This is a genomic window from Nocardioides pinisoli, from assembly GCF_024199985.1.
GTDB classification, from domain to species: Bacteria; Actinomycetota; Actinomycetes; order Propionibacteriales; family Nocardioidaceae; genus Nocardioides; species Nocardioides pinisoli.
Map to the genome: position 1 here is coordinate 444218 of NZ_JANARS010000001.1, position 13804 is coordinate 458021.

13 protein-coding genes are annotated in these 13804 nt (G+C 72.1%); 7 read left to right on the forward strand and 6 right to left on the reverse strand.

Annotated features, from left to right (window positions below; all coding sequences use genetic code 11):
• The first annotated feature begins 4 nt into the window (after positions 1–4).
• On the forward strand, positions 5–1039 hold the full coding sequence (locus tag NCI01_RS02155; protein WP_254179818.1) for a LacI family DNA-binding transcriptional regulator: 1035 nt from the start codon (positions 5–7) through the stop codon (positions 1037–1039).
• A 4-nt stretch (positions 1040–1043) separates the two neighbouring features.
• Here the strand turns inward: NCI01_RS02155 and NCI01_RS02160 are convergent, their stop codons facing one another.
• The 3 genes from NCI01_RS02160 to NCI01_RS02170 are packed head-to-tail and all read right to left on the reverse strand — an operon-like array spanning position 1044 to position 2883.
• Positions 1044–1439, reverse strand: coding sequence for an arsenate reductase ArsC (locus tag NCI01_RS02160; protein WP_254179819.1), 396 nt, complete (start codon positions 1437–1439; stop codon positions 1044–1046).
• Positions 1436–2530 (reverse strand): ACR3 family arsenite efflux transporter, encoded by a 1095-nt coding sequence (gene arsB / locus NCI01_RS02165; RefSeq protein WP_254179820.1) that lies wholly within the window; start codon positions 2528–2530, stop codon positions 1436–1438. Before arsB ends, NCI01_RS02160 begins: the two co-directional genes overlap by 4 nt.
• A complete protein-coding gene (locus tag NCI01_RS02170) occupies positions 2527–2883 on the reverse strand; it encodes a metalloregulator ArsR/SmtB family transcription factor (protein ID WP_254179821.1) in 357 nt (118 codons plus the stop codon). The genes arsB and NCI01_RS02170 overlap by 4 nt, the downstream gene beginning before the upstream one ends.
• Positions 2884–2961: 78 nt before the next feature.
• On the opposite strand from NCI01_RS02170, the gene NCI01_RS02175 reads away from it, so the two are divergent.
• From NCI01_RS02175 to NCI01_RS02190, 4 genes are all read left to right on the forward strand, one after another.
• Positions 2962–3378, forward strand: a complete 417-nt coding sequence (locus tag NCI01_RS02175; RefSeq protein ID WP_254179822.1) for an ArsI/CadI family heavy metal resistance metalloenzyme — start codon at positions 2962–2964, stop codon at positions 3376–3378.
• A 227-nt stretch (positions 3379–3605) separates the two neighbouring features.
• Positions 3606–5069 (forward strand): DEAD/DEAH box helicase, encoded by a 1464-nt coding sequence (locus NCI01_RS02180; RefSeq protein ID WP_254179823.1) that lies wholly within the window; start codon positions 3606–3608, stop codon positions 5067–5069.
• A gap of 200 nt (positions 5070–5269) precedes the next feature.
• Positions 5270–6337 carry an LLM class flavin-dependent oxidoreductase gene (locus tag NCI01_RS02185; protein WP_254179824.1) on the forward strand — a complete coding sequence of 356 codons (1068 nt, stop codon included), beginning with the start codon at positions 5270–5272 and terminating at the stop codon, positions 6335–6337.
• Positions 6338–6361: 24 nt separating this feature from the next.
• Positions 6362–7048: a CPBP family intramembrane glutamic endopeptidase gene (locus NCI01_RS02190; RefSeq protein ID WP_254179825.1), complete on the forward strand. Its 687-nt coding sequence runs from the start codon at positions 6362–6364 to the stop codon at positions 7046–7048.
• Between the two features lie 11 nt (positions 7049–7059).
• Here the strand turns inward: NCI01_RS02190 and NCI01_RS02195 are convergent, their stop codons facing one another.
• From NCI01_RS02195 to NCI01_RS02205, 3 genes are read right to left on the reverse strand one after another with little or no spacing between them, the layout of a single operon-like run.
• The gene (locus NCI01_RS02195) at positions 7060–7974 is read right to left on the reverse strand and encodes an NAD(P)H-binding protein (RefSeq protein WP_254179826.1); all 915 of its coding nucleotides are present in this window, start codon (positions 7972–7974) and stop codon (positions 7060–7062) included.
• Between the two features lie 35 nt (positions 7975–8009).
• Complete coding sequence (locus tag NCI01_RS02200) at positions 8010–9335, reverse strand: cation:proton antiporter (protein WP_254179827.1); 1326 nt, start codon at positions 9333–9335, stop codon at positions 8010–8012.
• Positions 9332–9940, reverse strand: coding sequence for a helix-turn-helix domain-containing protein (locus NCI01_RS02205; protein WP_254179828.1), 609 nt, complete (start codon positions 9938–9940; stop codon positions 9332–9334). The genes NCI01_RS02200 and NCI01_RS02205 overlap by 4 nt, the downstream gene beginning before the upstream one ends.
• A 106-nt stretch (positions 9941–10046) precedes the next feature.
• Here NCI01_RS02205 and NCI01_RS02210 point away from each other — a divergent pair, with 106 nt between their 5' ends.
• Positions 10047–11258, forward strand: coding sequence for an acetyl-CoA C-acetyltransferase (locus tag NCI01_RS02210; RefSeq protein ID WP_254179829.1), 1212 nt, complete (start codon positions 10047–10049; stop codon positions 11256–11258).
• A gap of 185 nt (positions 11259–11443) precedes the next feature.
• Positions 11444–13669: a 3-hydroxyacyl-CoA dehydrogenase NAD-binding domain-containing protein gene (locus NCI01_RS02215; protein ID WP_254179830.1), complete on the forward strand. Its 2226-nt coding sequence runs from the start codon at positions 11444–11446 to the stop codon at positions 13667–13669.
• The last annotated feature ends 135 nt before the right edge of the window (positions 13670–13804 follow it).

Consider the following 13804-nt stretch of genomic DNA (forward strand, 5'->3'; position numbering starts at 1 on the left):
GCGGGTGACCAACCCGCGCACCCCTGCCAGTGTGGGTCAGCCCACCCTCGACGAGGTCGCGCGGGTCGCCGGCGTCTCCCGGGCGACGGCCTCGCGCGCCATCAACGGCGGCCAGCGCGTCAGCGCGCGCGCCCAGTCGGCCGTCGACTCGGCCGTGCGCACGCTCGGCTACGTCCCCAACCCGGCGGCCCGCAGCCTCGTCACGCGACGTACGGACTCCATCGCCGTGGTCGTGCCGGAGCCCGACGACCGGGTCTTCTCGGACCCCTTCTTCGCGGGCACCCTGCGCGGGGTCAACCGGGTGCTCGCCGAGCGCGACATCCAGCTGGTGCTGCTGCTCGCGCGGCCGGGCGCCTCGACCGCCCGCACCCTGCGCTACCTGACCGCCCGCCACGTCGACGGCGCACTGGTCACCTCCCACCACCGCGACGACCGGCTCGCCGAGCACCTCGCCGACATCGGCCTGCCCTGCGTCTTCGGCGGCCGTCCGTGGACCGGCGGCGACCGGGTGGCGTACGTCGACGTGGACAACGTCGCCGGCGAGCGACAGGCCACGGAGCTGCTCATCGAGCGTGGCTGCACCCGCATCGGCACGATCGCCGGCCCCGCCGACATGACCGCGGCCGAGGACCGGCTCGCCGGGTGGCGCCAGGCGATGTCGGCCGCGGGCCTGGCGACCGACGCGATCGAGCACGGCGACTTCACCGAGGACGGCGGTGAGGCCGCGGCCCGGTCGCTGATGCACCGGCACCCCGACCTCGACGGCCTCGTCGTCGCCTCCGACCTGATGGCCCTCGGGGCGCTGCGCGTGCTCGCCGAGCTCGGCCGGCGGGTGCCCGACGACATCGCCGTCGTCGGCTTCGACGACCTCGGCGTCGCCGAGCGCACCACCCCGGCGCTCACCACCGTGCGGCAGCCGGTGGACGAGATGGCCGAGCGGGCGACCCGGCTGCTGCTCGAGCGCGTCGACGACCCCGGCTCCAGCCGTCCGATGCGGGTGATCATCCCGCCGACGCTCGTGCGGCGGGCCAGCGCCTGACGACTCAGGCCAGCGACGCGAGGAGCTCCTCGACGCGGCGCCGGATCTCGTCGCGGATCGGCCGCACCGCCTCGATGCCCTGGCCGGCCGGGTCGTCGAGCTTCCAGTCCTCGTAGCGCTTGCCCGGGTAGAAGGGGCAGGCGTCGCCGCAGCCCATCGTGATCACGACGTCGGAGGCCTGCACGGCGCTGTCGCTGAGGAGCTTGGGCTGCTGCGCGGCGATGTCGATGCCGACCTCCGCCATTGCCTCGACGGCCACGGGGTTGATCGTCCCGGCGGGCGCCGAGCCGGCCGAGAGCACCTCGACGCCGTCGCCGCCGAGGTGCCGCAGCCAGCCGGCGGCCATCTGCGAGCGACCGGCGTTGTGGACGCAGACGAACAGGACGGTGGGTGTGGTCATCGGGCGCTCTCCTGGACGGGCGGGGTCGGACTCTGGTGGGGGAACCAGCGCTCGCGCAGGGCGAGGCTGACGTAGACGAGGGCGACCAGCACGGGCACCTCGATGAGCGGGCCGACGACACCGGCCAGGGCCTGTCCCGACGTCACGCCGAAGGTCGCGATCGCGACCGCGATGGCGAGCTCGAAGTTGTTGCCCGCCGCGGTGAAGGCGAGCGTGGTGGTGCGCTCGTACGTCATGCCGAGCGCGCGGCCCAGCAGGAAGCCGCCGCCCCACATGAGCGCGAAGTAGACCAGCAGGGGCAGGGCGATCCGGGCGACGTCGAGGGGACGGCTGGTGACCTGCTCGCCCTGGAGGGCGAAGAGCACGACGATCGTGAAGAGCAGGCCGATCAGCGCCCAGGGACCGACGCGGGGGAGGAAGGTCGACTCGTACCACTCGCGGCCGCGCAGGCGCTCGCCGTAGGTGCGAGACAGCCAGCCGAGCAGCAGCGGCACGCCGAGGAACACCAGGACGGACTTCGCGATCTGCCAGGCGGAGACCTCGAGCGCCGCTCCCGGGAGGCCGAGCCAGGAGGGCAGGGCCTCGAGGTAGAACCAGCCGAGCCCGGCGAAGGCGATGACCTGGAAGACCGAGTTGAGGGCGACCAGCACGGCGGCGGCCTCGCGGTCGCCGCACGCGAGGTCGTTCCAGATGATGACCATCGCGATGCAACGGGCCAGGCCGACGATGATCAGGCCGGTGCGGTACTCCGGCAGGTCGGGCAGCATCAGCCAGGCCAGCGCGAACATCAGCGCGGGGCCGAGCACCCAGTTGAGCACCAGCGACGAGGCGAGCATGCGCCGGTCGGAGGTGACGGTGTCGAGGCGGTCGTAGCGCACCTTGGCCAGGACCGGGTACATCATCACGAGCAGGCCGACGGCGATCGGGAGCGAGATCCCGTCGACCTCGACCGCCGAGAGCACCTCGTCGAGGCCCGGGACCCAGCGGCCGAGCAGGAGCCCGGCCACCATGGCGAGGCCGATCCACAGCGGGAGGAACCGGTCGAGCGTCGAGAGCCGCTCGACGACCTTGGCACCGCCGCGGGCGCTCACGCCCCGCCGCCGATCAGCGCGGCGAGGTCGCCCAGCACCTCACGTCGTACGGCGTAGTAGACCCACACGCCGCGCTTGGTCCGGTCGAGGAGGCCGGCCTCGTGGAGCACCTTGAGGTGGTGGCTGATGGTCGGCTGCGAGAGGTCGAAGGCGTCGTTGAGGTCGCAGACGCAGGCCTCGCCCCCCTCGCTCGCCGCGACGATCGAGACCAGCCGCAGCCGAACGGGGTCGGCGAGGGCCTTCAGCAGGGGCGCCACCCGCTCGGCCCGGTCGGCCGACAGCGGCTCGCGGACCAGCGGGGAGCAGCAGGCCACCGTCTCGACGGGGGTGAGGGTCAGCTCAGACTTCGACACAGATCAATATTGACAGACATCGATGTGTGGTGGCAATCTCAAGACATCGACATCCATCGATATCAAGAGGAGGACCTCATGTCCCGCCTGCAGCTCGCCCTCAACGTCGACAACCTCGAGACGTCGATCGACTTCTACTCCACCCTCTTCGGCACCGAGCCCCACAAGGTGCGCCCGGGCTACGCCAACTTCGCCGTGGCGCAGCCTCCGCTCAAGCTGGTCCTGATCGAGAACCCCGGCCACGGCGGCAGCATCAACCACCTCGGCGTCGAGGTGGAGGACGTGGACACCGTCGACGCCGAGCTGACCCGGCTGGCCGACGCGGGGTTCGCGACCACCGAGGAGCGCGACACCACGTGCTGCTACGCCAAGCAGGACAAGTTCTGGGTGCAGGGCACGCCCGACGGGGAGCGGTGGGAGGTCTACGCGATCACCGACGACGCGCCCGCCGAGCAGCCCGCAGCCGCCGACGCCGAAGCCGCGTGCTGCGCCTGACGTCGGGGTCGTTCGAGGGCCGGCGCCGGGGCTGAGGGCGGACTCACACGCCAATGGATTCGCGGGAACACCACCTGCACCACTAGCGTTGCCTCCACAGACGTCCGGCCGGTCTTGCCCCGGACGCAGGTCCCTCGGGACCTTCCCTCACTTCTGAGGCACGTACGCCGCACAGCGTCCCCGGACCCGCGGCTCACGGTGGCGAGACGCCAACCGAAAGCAGTCACATGACCTTCGCCGCCCTCGGCGTTCCGTCCTCGCTCGTCCAGATCCTGGAGCAGCAGGGCATCACCACTCCCACTCCCATCCAGGCAGCCACGCTGCCCGACAGCCTGGCCGGCCGCGACGTCCTCGGCCGTGGCCGCACCGGCTCCGGGAAGACCTACGGCTTCCTGCTCCCGCTGGTCGCCCGCCTCGACGCGTCCAAGCTGCCGGCCATGCCGCGCAAGCCGCGCGCCCTGATCCTGGCCCCCACGCGTGAGCTCGTCGGCCAGATCCACGCCGCGCTCGCGCCCCTCGCCAAGAACACCGGCCTGTCGACGGTCGTCGTCTACGGCGGCGTCGGCCAGAACCCGCAGGTCACCGCGCTCAAGAAGGGCGTCGACGTCGTCATCGCCTGCCCCGGCCGCCTCGAGGACCTCATGGGCCAGGGCTACGCCGACCTCTCCGCCGTCGAGATCACCGTGCTCGACGAGGCCGACCACATGGCCGACCTCGGCTTCCTGCCCGGCGTGCGCCGGATCATGGACAAGACCCCGCAGTCGGGTCAGCGCCTGCTCTTCTCGGCGACGCTCGACAAGGCGATCGACGTCCTGGTCAAGCGCTTCCTGACCAACCCGGTCACCCACGAGGCCGACTCGGCGCAGTCGCCCGTCTCGACGATGCACCACCACGTGCTGCACCTCTCGCGCGAGCAGCGGGTGCCGGTTCTGGTCGACCTCACCTCGGCCCCGGGCCGCACGGTCGTCTTCACCCGCACCAAGTACGGCGCCAAGGCGCTCGCCCGCCAGCTCAACAAGTCGGGCGTGCCCAGCGTCGAGCTGCACGGCAACCTGTCGCAGAACGCCCGCACCCGCAACATGGAGGCGTTCCACGCCGGCACCGCGACGACGCTGGTCGCGACCGACATCGCCGCCCGCGGCATCCACGTCGACGACGTCGCGCTCGTCGTGCACGCCGACCCGCCGGTCGAGCACAAGGCCTACCTGCACCGCTCGGGCCGCACGGCCCGCGCCGGCAACGAGGGCACCGTCATCACCCTGATGACCGACGAGCAGGTCCGCGACGTGCGCGACCTGACCCGTCAGGCCGGCATCAAGCCGGTCACCACCAAGGTCAACGGCCCCGACCACCCGGTCCTGGTCCAGCTCGCTCCCGGCGAGCGGACGCTCGTGCCGGGCGGCCTCGTCGTCGAGACCCCGACCGGTGCCGGCGCCCAGGGCGCACGCGCCGGCGGTGGCGGTCGCAACCGCTCGCGTCGTCGCGGCACCGGCCAGGGCGGCCAGGGCAGCAGCCAGGGTCGCGGCCAGGGCGGCGGCCAGCGTGGCCAGTCGTCAAGCACGGGCTCCGCACGCAGCGGCCAGCCGGCGAAGTCCGGCGGCCAGCGCCGCCGCAGCGGCGGCGGCCAGTCGGGCGGCGCCCCGCAGGGCGGTCGCGCGCACAGCGCGTCGACCTTCAGCCGCGGTCGCTGACCCTTGCTCGCAGAAGAGCCTGACCAGTTCAGGGATCCCCGGCTGCCCGGGGATCCCTGAACTGGTCGGCCCTTGCACGCCCTGACATCTTCAGGGGTCCCCGGCCGGCCGGCCGTCCCGAGCGGGGCCTGATGTGTGCGCCGGAATGCCGGCCGCGCCATGATGGTTCACCCTTCAACCAACTTGGAGGACAGGAACCGATGGCTGACTTCGACTTCTCGGTGCTCGGCACCCGCGAGCACCCCACGCTGGGCCTGGACACGTTCGGCGACGCCCCGCTCGACGGCGCTCCGGCCAACCACGCCGAGACGCTGCGGGAGGTCGTCGCCGAGGCGGTGCTCGCCGACCGGGTGGGGATCGACTACGTCGGCCTCGGCGAGCATCACCGCCCCGACTACGCGATCTCCGCCCCCGACGTCGTCCTCGCCGCCATCGCCGGGCAGACCGAGCGGATCCGGCTGGGCACCGGCGTGACGGTCCTGTCCTCCGACGACCCGATCCGGGTCTACCAGCGCTTCGCCACCCTCGACGCGGTCAGCAACGGCCGCGCGGAGGTACAGCTCGGCCGCGGGTCGTTCATCGAGTCCTTCGGCCTCTTCGGGCTCGAGCTGTCCGACTACGACCGGCTCTTCGCCGAGAAGCTCGACCTCTTCGCCGCGCTCCAGGCCGAGGGCCCCGTGTCGTGGGAGGGCACCGTCCGCCCGCCGCTCGTCGACCAGCGCGTCTACCCGACCACCGCCGCCGGCCGGCTGCCCGCCTGGATCGGCGTCGGCGGCACGCCGCAGTCGGTGGTGCGTGCCGCGCAGTACGGCATGCCGCTGATGCTGGCCGTCATCGGCGGCTCGCCGGCCGGCTTCGTGCAGCTCGCCGACCTCTACCGCGAGGCGCTCGGCCGGATGGAGCTGCTCGAGCTGCCGATCGGCATGCACTCCCCGGGCCACGTCGCGGCCACCGACGAGGAGGCCCGCACGCAGCTCTACCCGCACCAGGCCGAGCTCTACACCCGCATCGGCCGCGAGCGCGGCTGGCCGCCGTACTCCCGCATCCAGTTCGAGCAGGCGGCCTCGCCGCAGGGAGCCCTGTTCGTCGGCTCCCCGGAGACCGTCGCGCAGAAGATCGCCTGGGCGACCCGGACCCTCGGGCTCTCCCGCTTCCAGCTGAAGTACTCCGTCGGCTCGCTCCCGCACGAGCAGCGGCTGGAGTCGGTGCGCCTGTACGGCGAGGAGGTCGTCCCCCGGGTCCGTGAGCTGCTGCGCTCCGAGTCCTAGAGGCGCCCTCCTAGGCTGACTCCCATGCGTGCCTGGATCCAGCGATCGCTGTGGGACGTCGTCCCGCGCGACCAACGTGACAGCGTCGAGGCCTTCCGGCGTCGGCAGGTGGTCGCCGCCATCGTCGTGCTGGTCGGAGCCGTCGTGCTCGGCTGGTCGCTGCGGCTCGAGCCCGGCGGCAACACGTTCTACGTCGCCGCCGTGGTGCTGGCCGGCGTCTGGGCGGCCGGCGCGTTCCTGTCCGGTCGCCTGCACCTGGGGCGCATCGCGGGTGACGGCGAGGTCTTCATCCGGCCGATCCTCGCGCCGATCATGCTGGGCCTGCTCCTGGTGGGCGTCTTCGTCCTCGGCTCGCTCGTCGTGCGCGAGATCGAGCCGCTCGCCGACTACGTCAGCTCGGTGCTGGCCTACGCCGACGAGGGGTCGCTGACCGTGTTGGCGGCCATCACCTTCGTCAACGGCATCGCCGAGGAGCTGTTCTTCCGCGGCGCGATGTATGCCGCGATCCCGCGCCACCCGGTGCTGTGGACCACGCTGGCCTACGTCGTGGCCACCCTCGCGACCGGCAACGTCATGCTCGGCTTCGCCGCCATCGTGCTCGGCGTGGTCTGCGGCCTCGAGCGACGCGCCAGCGGCGGCGTGCTGGCGCCGATCCTGACGCACATCACGTGGTCGCTCTCGATGCTCTTCCTGCTGCCACTGCTCTTCTAGGCGCTGCTCTTCTAGCTCTTGTCCGCGGATGCCCGCTCGGCGGCGGCGCGCTCGGCCAGCGCGCGGCGTACGGACTCGCGGTAGGACAGCGGCTCGCCCGGCACGACGTCGCGGATCGAGGTGTCCTTGACGACGACCTCGTGCGACATCGAGTCGATCAGGTTGCGCCCGGTCGTCGCGTCGACGTCGGTGACCAGCGCGAGCCAGTACGACGACAGCCGCGGGGTCAGCACCGGGACCGTGACGATCGGGATGGCACGGCCGTTCATCGACTCGGCGGCGACCCGCATCATCTCCAGGTAGGTCAGCTGCTCGGTGCCGCCGATCTCGAAGACCCGACCCATGGCCGACTCGTTGTCGACGACGCCGACGATGTAGCGGACCACGTCGTCGAGCGCGATCGGCTGGGTGCGGGTGTGGACCCACCTCGGCACGACCATCGCCGGGAGGTTCTTCACCAGCTGCCGGGTGATCTCCCACGAGATGCCGCCGTGGCCGACCACGATCGCGGCGCGCAGCACCGTGACCGGTACGCCGTCCTCGCCGAGCAGGTGCTCGACCTCGCGTCGCGAGCGCAGGTGGGCCGAGAGGTCGTCGTCGTCGTCGCCGAGGCCGCCCATGTAGACGATCTGCCGCACCCCGGCCTCGGCCGCCGCGGCGCTGAAGTTGCGCGCCGCCTGCGCGTCCTTGCGCTCGAAGTCGGGGTCGTCGAGCGAGTGGACGAGGTAGATCGCGACGTCCACCCCGCGCAGCGCGTCCTCCAGCGACGCGGGGTCGGACACGTCCGCCCCGACCGGCTCGCCCTCGCCCTTGTAGGAGTCCGGGCGCCGGGTCATGGCGCGGACGTCGTGGCCGGCCTCGACCAGGGCGGGGACCAGGCGGCGGCCGATGAAGCCGGTGGCGCCGGTGACGAGAACTGTGCTCATGTCACCACTCTGTCAGGCACGCGGGAGCGGGGACCTCATCCCGCGGCTGCGGCCTCCTCGCGGCGCGCGTCGATGCGCGCCATCGCCGGCGTGGCGGTGAAGCCGTGGAGGAGCACCGACAGGATCACGGTGAACGCGACGGTGGACCACAACCACTGCTCGCCGGGCACCTCCCCGTGCGTGACGGCGTACCCGAGGTAGAACAGCGAGCCGACGCCGCGCACCCCGAAGAACGCCACCGCCGCGGCCTCGCGTCGGTCGAGGCCACCGTCCTCGTGCGCGTCGCGGGCGGCGACGGTGAGCGCGAGCCATCCGGTCGCGGGCCGCACGACGAGCACGAGCGCCACCGCCACGGCGACACCGCGCCAGTCGAGGTGGTCCAGCAGGCCACGGGTCATCGCGACGCCGAGCAGCAGCAGCACCAGCAGCGTCATCAGGCGCTCCAGCCTCTCCACCACGCCGTGCATCGCCCGCTGGTAGGAGTGGCCGCGTGAGGACGAGCGGAGTGCCACCGCGCAGGTGAAGACGGCGAGGAAGCCGTAGCCGCCGACGAGCTCCGCCGCACCGTACGACGTCAGCAGCGCTGCCAGCGCGAGGAGCGGCTCGCCGGCGTCGGCGAGCCGGAGGTTCTCGTTGCGCGTGTGGAAGGCCTGGCGGCCGAACAGCCAGCCGGCGCCCCAGCCCACGACCAGGCCGAGGGCGATCTTCCCGACGACGTACCACCCGACCCAGGCCACGGCGTCGACGAGACCGAACCCGCCGGCGAGGAGAAGGAGCGCGAGGTGGACGAAGGGGAACGCGAGGCCGTCGTTCAGGCCCGCCTCGGCGGTCAGGGCGAACCGGATGTCGTCGTCCTCGTCGACGTCCTCCTCCTCGGCCTCGGCCTCTGCCACGTCCTCGGTGAGGGGCTCACCGACCTGGACGTCGGAGGCCAGCACGGGGTCGGTGGGCGCGAGGACGGCGCCGAGGAGCAGGGCCACGGCAGGCGTGAGCCCGGCCACCCACCATCCCAGCAGCATGGTCCCCAGGATGGTCAGCGGCATCGTGACGAGCAGCAGCCGCCACACCGGCGACCAGGCGCGCCAAGAACGCCACGACCGCACGTCGAGCACCCGGTCGATCGCGAGTCCCACCCCCATCAGCGAGACCAGCACGGTGAACTCGGTGACGTGGGTGATGAGCTCGCGGTTGTCCTCGGGCTGCAGGCTGATGTCGTCCCCGAGGGGGAGCAGCCCCACGGCCAGGCCGATGCCGACGAGCACCATCGGCGGCGAGAGCGCGATCCGGCGGCTCACGTGCGGAAGGACCGTCGTGACGAGGAGGGAGAGGCCGAGGATGAGGTAGACCGCGGCCCCGCTCATCGACGGCGGCCGTCGTACAACGCATGGCTCTCGTCGATGGCCTGCTCGTATGCCGTCACCAGGCCGGCGATCGTGAGCGGCTTGAGACGGTGGATGAACTCGCGCAGCTGCTCGGCCGAGTAGCCCGCCTCGCGGAACTGCGGCCACACCTTGGTGCGCACGATCTCCGACAGCTCCTCGGCGACCTGGCGCCCGTGCTCGGCGTAGACCTCCGCGACCGCCTGCGCGGCCTCGGGCGAGATGCCCATCCCGGACAGGCCGCCCGGCACGTCGACGTCGCGGTCGCCGGTGACGGGCGCGAGCAGGGAGAGGTGGCGGGCGATGTCGGAGGGCGTCGCCGTGGCGGGGATCTGCTCGACGTACTTCTCGATCGCCGACAGCGTGAAGCCGTGGCCCTGCAGCTCGCGGACCAGCTCGAGGCGGGCGACGTGGTCGGGGCCGTAGTAGCCCGAGCGGCCACGTCGTACGGGCGGGGGCACGAGGCCGCGCGAGGCGTAGAACCGCACGTTGCGCGCGCTCACCCCGGTGCGCTCGGTCAGCTCGTCCAGGGTCAGCAGCTCGCCGTCCTGCCCGGTCGGCCGGTCGGTCTCCAGCTCTGTCTCCACCGGCCCATCCTCTCCTCACCCGTCCTGCCCACCGGAGACCCCGGGGGGTGAGTGACGCGCGCCACACCTGTTGGACTGTGACAGTAATGGTGTCACAATCGCCCACATGGCAGAAGCATTCGTCTACGACCACATCCGCACACCTCGCGGCCGCGGCAAGGCCGTCGGCTCGCTGCACGAGGTGAAGCCGGTCGACCTGGTCGTCGGACTCCTCGACGAGCTCAAGACCCGCAACCCCACGCTAGACCCGGCCCGCGTCGACGACGTCGTGCTCGGTGTCGTGACCCCGATCGGCGACCAGGGCGGCGACATCGCCAAGACCGCCGCGCTCAAGGCCGGCTATCCCGAGACCGTCGCGGGCGTGCAGCTCAACCGGTTCTGCGCCTCGGGCCTCGAGGCCGTCAACCAGGCCGCCCAGCGGGTGCGCTCGGGCTTCGAGGACCTCGTCATCGCCGGCGGCGTCGAGTCGATGAGCCGCGTGCCCATGGGCAGCGACGGCGGCGCCTGGGCGATGGACCCCGCCACCGCGCTGGAGACCGGCTTCGTCCCGCAGGGCATCGGCGCCGACCTGATCGCCACGATCGCGGGCTGGAGCCGCGCAGACGTCGACGCCTACGCCGCCGAGTCCCACCACCGCGCCGCCAAGGCGTGGGCCAACGGCTACTTCGACGACGCCGTCGTGCCGGTCAAGGACCTCAGCGGCGTGACGGTGCTCGACCGCGACGAGACCGTCCGGCCCGACACCTCGGTGGAGGGCCTCGCCGGGCTCAAGCCGTCGTTCGCCCAGATCGGTCGCGACGCCGGCTTCGACGACGTCGCGCTCGAGAAGTACCACTGGATCCCGGCGATCGACCACGTCCACCACGCCGGCAACTCCTCGGGCATCGTCGACGGCGCGGCCGTCATGGCGATCGGCACCGAGGAGGTCGGTACGTCGCTGGGCCTGACGCCGCGCGCGCGGATCATCTCGACCGCCGTCTCGGGCGCCGACCCCACGATCATGCTCACCGGCCCCGCGCCCGCCGCCCGCAAGGCGCTCGCCCGGGCCGGTCTCGAGGTCGACGACATCGACCTGTGGGAGATCAACGAGGCCTTCGCCGCGGTCGCCATGCGCTTCATGCGCGACATGGGCATCAGCCACGACGTCACCAACGTCAACGGCGGCGCCATCGCGATGGGCCACCCGCTCGGCGCGACCGGCGCGATGATCCTCGGCACCCTCGTCGACGAGCTCGCCCGCCGCGACCAGAAGCGCGGCCTCGCCACGCTCTGCGTCGGCGGCGGCATGGGCATCGCCACGATCGTCGAGCTCGTCTGAGCCTCCGTCCGGTCCCGTGATGGCGGCAGATCGCACCTCCAGCACCTCGCTTGTTGCGATATGCCGCCACCTCCGACCGCCGCCCGCCGACCGCCGCCCGCCGACGGTGGCGGCAGATCGCAGCTGATCCCCCTACTTCCGTGCAATGTGCCGCCACCCCGCGCGGCGCGAAGGAGAGCACCCGCATGAGCACCACCACCGACGCGCAGACTGCCGTCCGCTACGACCGCGACAGCGACGGCATCGTCACGCTGACCCTCGACGACCCGACGGCCAGCGCCAACACGATGAACGAGCTCTACCAGGCCTCCATGGAGGCCGCCGTCCAGCGCCTCCACGACGAGGTCGACGACGTCACCGGCGTCGTAGTGACCAGCGCCAAGAAGACCTTCTTCGCCGGCGGCAACCTCAAGAACATGATGAAGGCGACGCCCGACGACGCCGAGGAGATCTTCGCGATGGGCGAGGCCGTCAAGGCCAGCCTCCGCCGCCTCGAGACCTTCCCGCGTCCCGTCGTCGCGGCCATCAACGGCGCCGCCCTCGGTGGCGGCCTCGAGATCGCGCTCGCGGCCAACCACCGCATCGCCGTCGACGACCGCTCGGTCAAGATCGGCCTGCCCGAGGCGACGCTCGGCCTGCTGCCGGGCGGCGGCGGGGTCACCCGCGTCGTACGCATGCTGGGCCTGCAGTCCGCGCTGATGGACGTGCTCATGCCCGGCACGCAGTTCGACCCGCAGGGCGCGCTGGCGAAGGGCCTCGTCGACGAGGTGCTGCCGACGCGCGAGGAGCTCGTGCCCGCCGCCAAGGCGTGGATCCTCGAGCACCGCGACGACGAGGACGCCGCGAAGAACCCGTGGGACCGGGCCGGCTACAAGATGCCCGGCGGCACCCCGAGGACCCCGGCGCTGGCGCAGTTCCTGCCGGCCTTCCCGGCCCTGCTGCGCAAGCAGACCAAGGGTGCGGTCTACCCCGCGCCGCGCGCGATCATGAGCGCCGCGGTCGAGGGCGCGCAGGTCGACTTCGACACCGCCTCCCGCATCGAGAGCCGCTACTTCACCAACCTGGTGGTCAACCAGCAGGCCAAGAACATGATCCAGGCCTTCTTCTTCGACCTCCAGGCGATCAACTCGGGCTCGCTGCGCCCGCAGGGCATCGAGCGGTGGACGGCCACCAGGGTCGCCGTCCTCGGCGCCGGGATGATGGGCGCCGGCATCGCCTACTCCTGTGCCCGCGCCGGCATGCAGGTCATGCTCAAGGACGTCTCGCTCGAGGCGGCCGAGCGCGGCAAGGCGTACACCGAGAAGCTCAACGCCAAGGGCGTCGAGCGCGGCAAGATCACCCAGGCCAAGGCCGACGAGCTGCTGGCGCGGATCACGCCGACCGCCGACGCCGCCGACCTCGCGGGCTGCGACCTCGTCATCGAGGCGGTCTTCGAGGACCCGTCGCTCAAGGCGAAGGTGTTCGCCGAGGTGGCGCCGTACGTCGACCCCGACGCGCTGCTGTGCTCCAACACCTCGACGCTGCCGATCACCGAGCTCGCCGAGGGCGTCGACCGGCCGAAGGACTTCATCGGCCTGCACTTCTTCAGCCCCGTCGACAAGATGCCGCTCGTCGAGATCATCCGCGGTGCGGAGACTTCTGACGTCGCGCTGGCCAAGGCGTACGACGTCGTCCAGCAGATCCGCAAGACGCCGATCGTGGTCAACGACTCGCGCGGCTTCTACACCTCGCGCGTGATCGGCACCCAGATCAACGAGGGCCTGGCCATGCTCGCCGAGGGCGTGCACCCGGTCTCGCTCGAGCGGGCCGCGACGTCGGCCGGCTTCCCGGTCGGGCCGCTGCAGATCAGCGACGAGCTCAACATGGAGCTGATGGCCAAGATCCGCAAGGCCACCGAGGACGCCGCCGCCCGCGACGGCGTCGACCTGGGCGACTACCCGGCAGGCGACGTCATCGCCACGATGATCGGCCTCGGCCGGCCGTCGCGGCTCAAGGGCGCCGGCTTCTACGACTACGACGAGTCCGGACGTCGTACGACGCTGTGGCCCGGGCTCGCCGAGCACTTCCCCGTCGCGGAGCAGCAGATCCCGATCCGCGACATGCGCGACCGGATGCTGTTCATCGAGGCGCTCGAGACCGCGAAGTGCTTCGAGGAGGGCGTCATCACCTCGGCCGCGGCGGCCAACATCGGCTCGATCATGGGCATCGGCTTCCCGGCGCTCACCGGCGGTGCCGCGCAGTTCATGACGGGCTGGCAGGCGCTCGACGAGACCGGCCACGGGGTCGGTCCGGTCGGGCTCGACGCCTTCCTCGCGCGCGCCGACGAGCTGGCCGACTCCTACGGCGAGCGCTTCCGCCCCACGCCCTACCTCCGCGACCTCGCGGCGAAGGGCGAGGGCTTCCCCGCCTGACCGGGCACCTCCTCGCGCTGGGGACCGCCGACCGGGCACCTCCTCGCGCTGGGGACCGCCGACCGGGCACCTCCTCGCGCTGGGGACCGCCGACCGGGCACCTCCTCCGCGAGGAAGTGCCCGGTCGGCGCATTC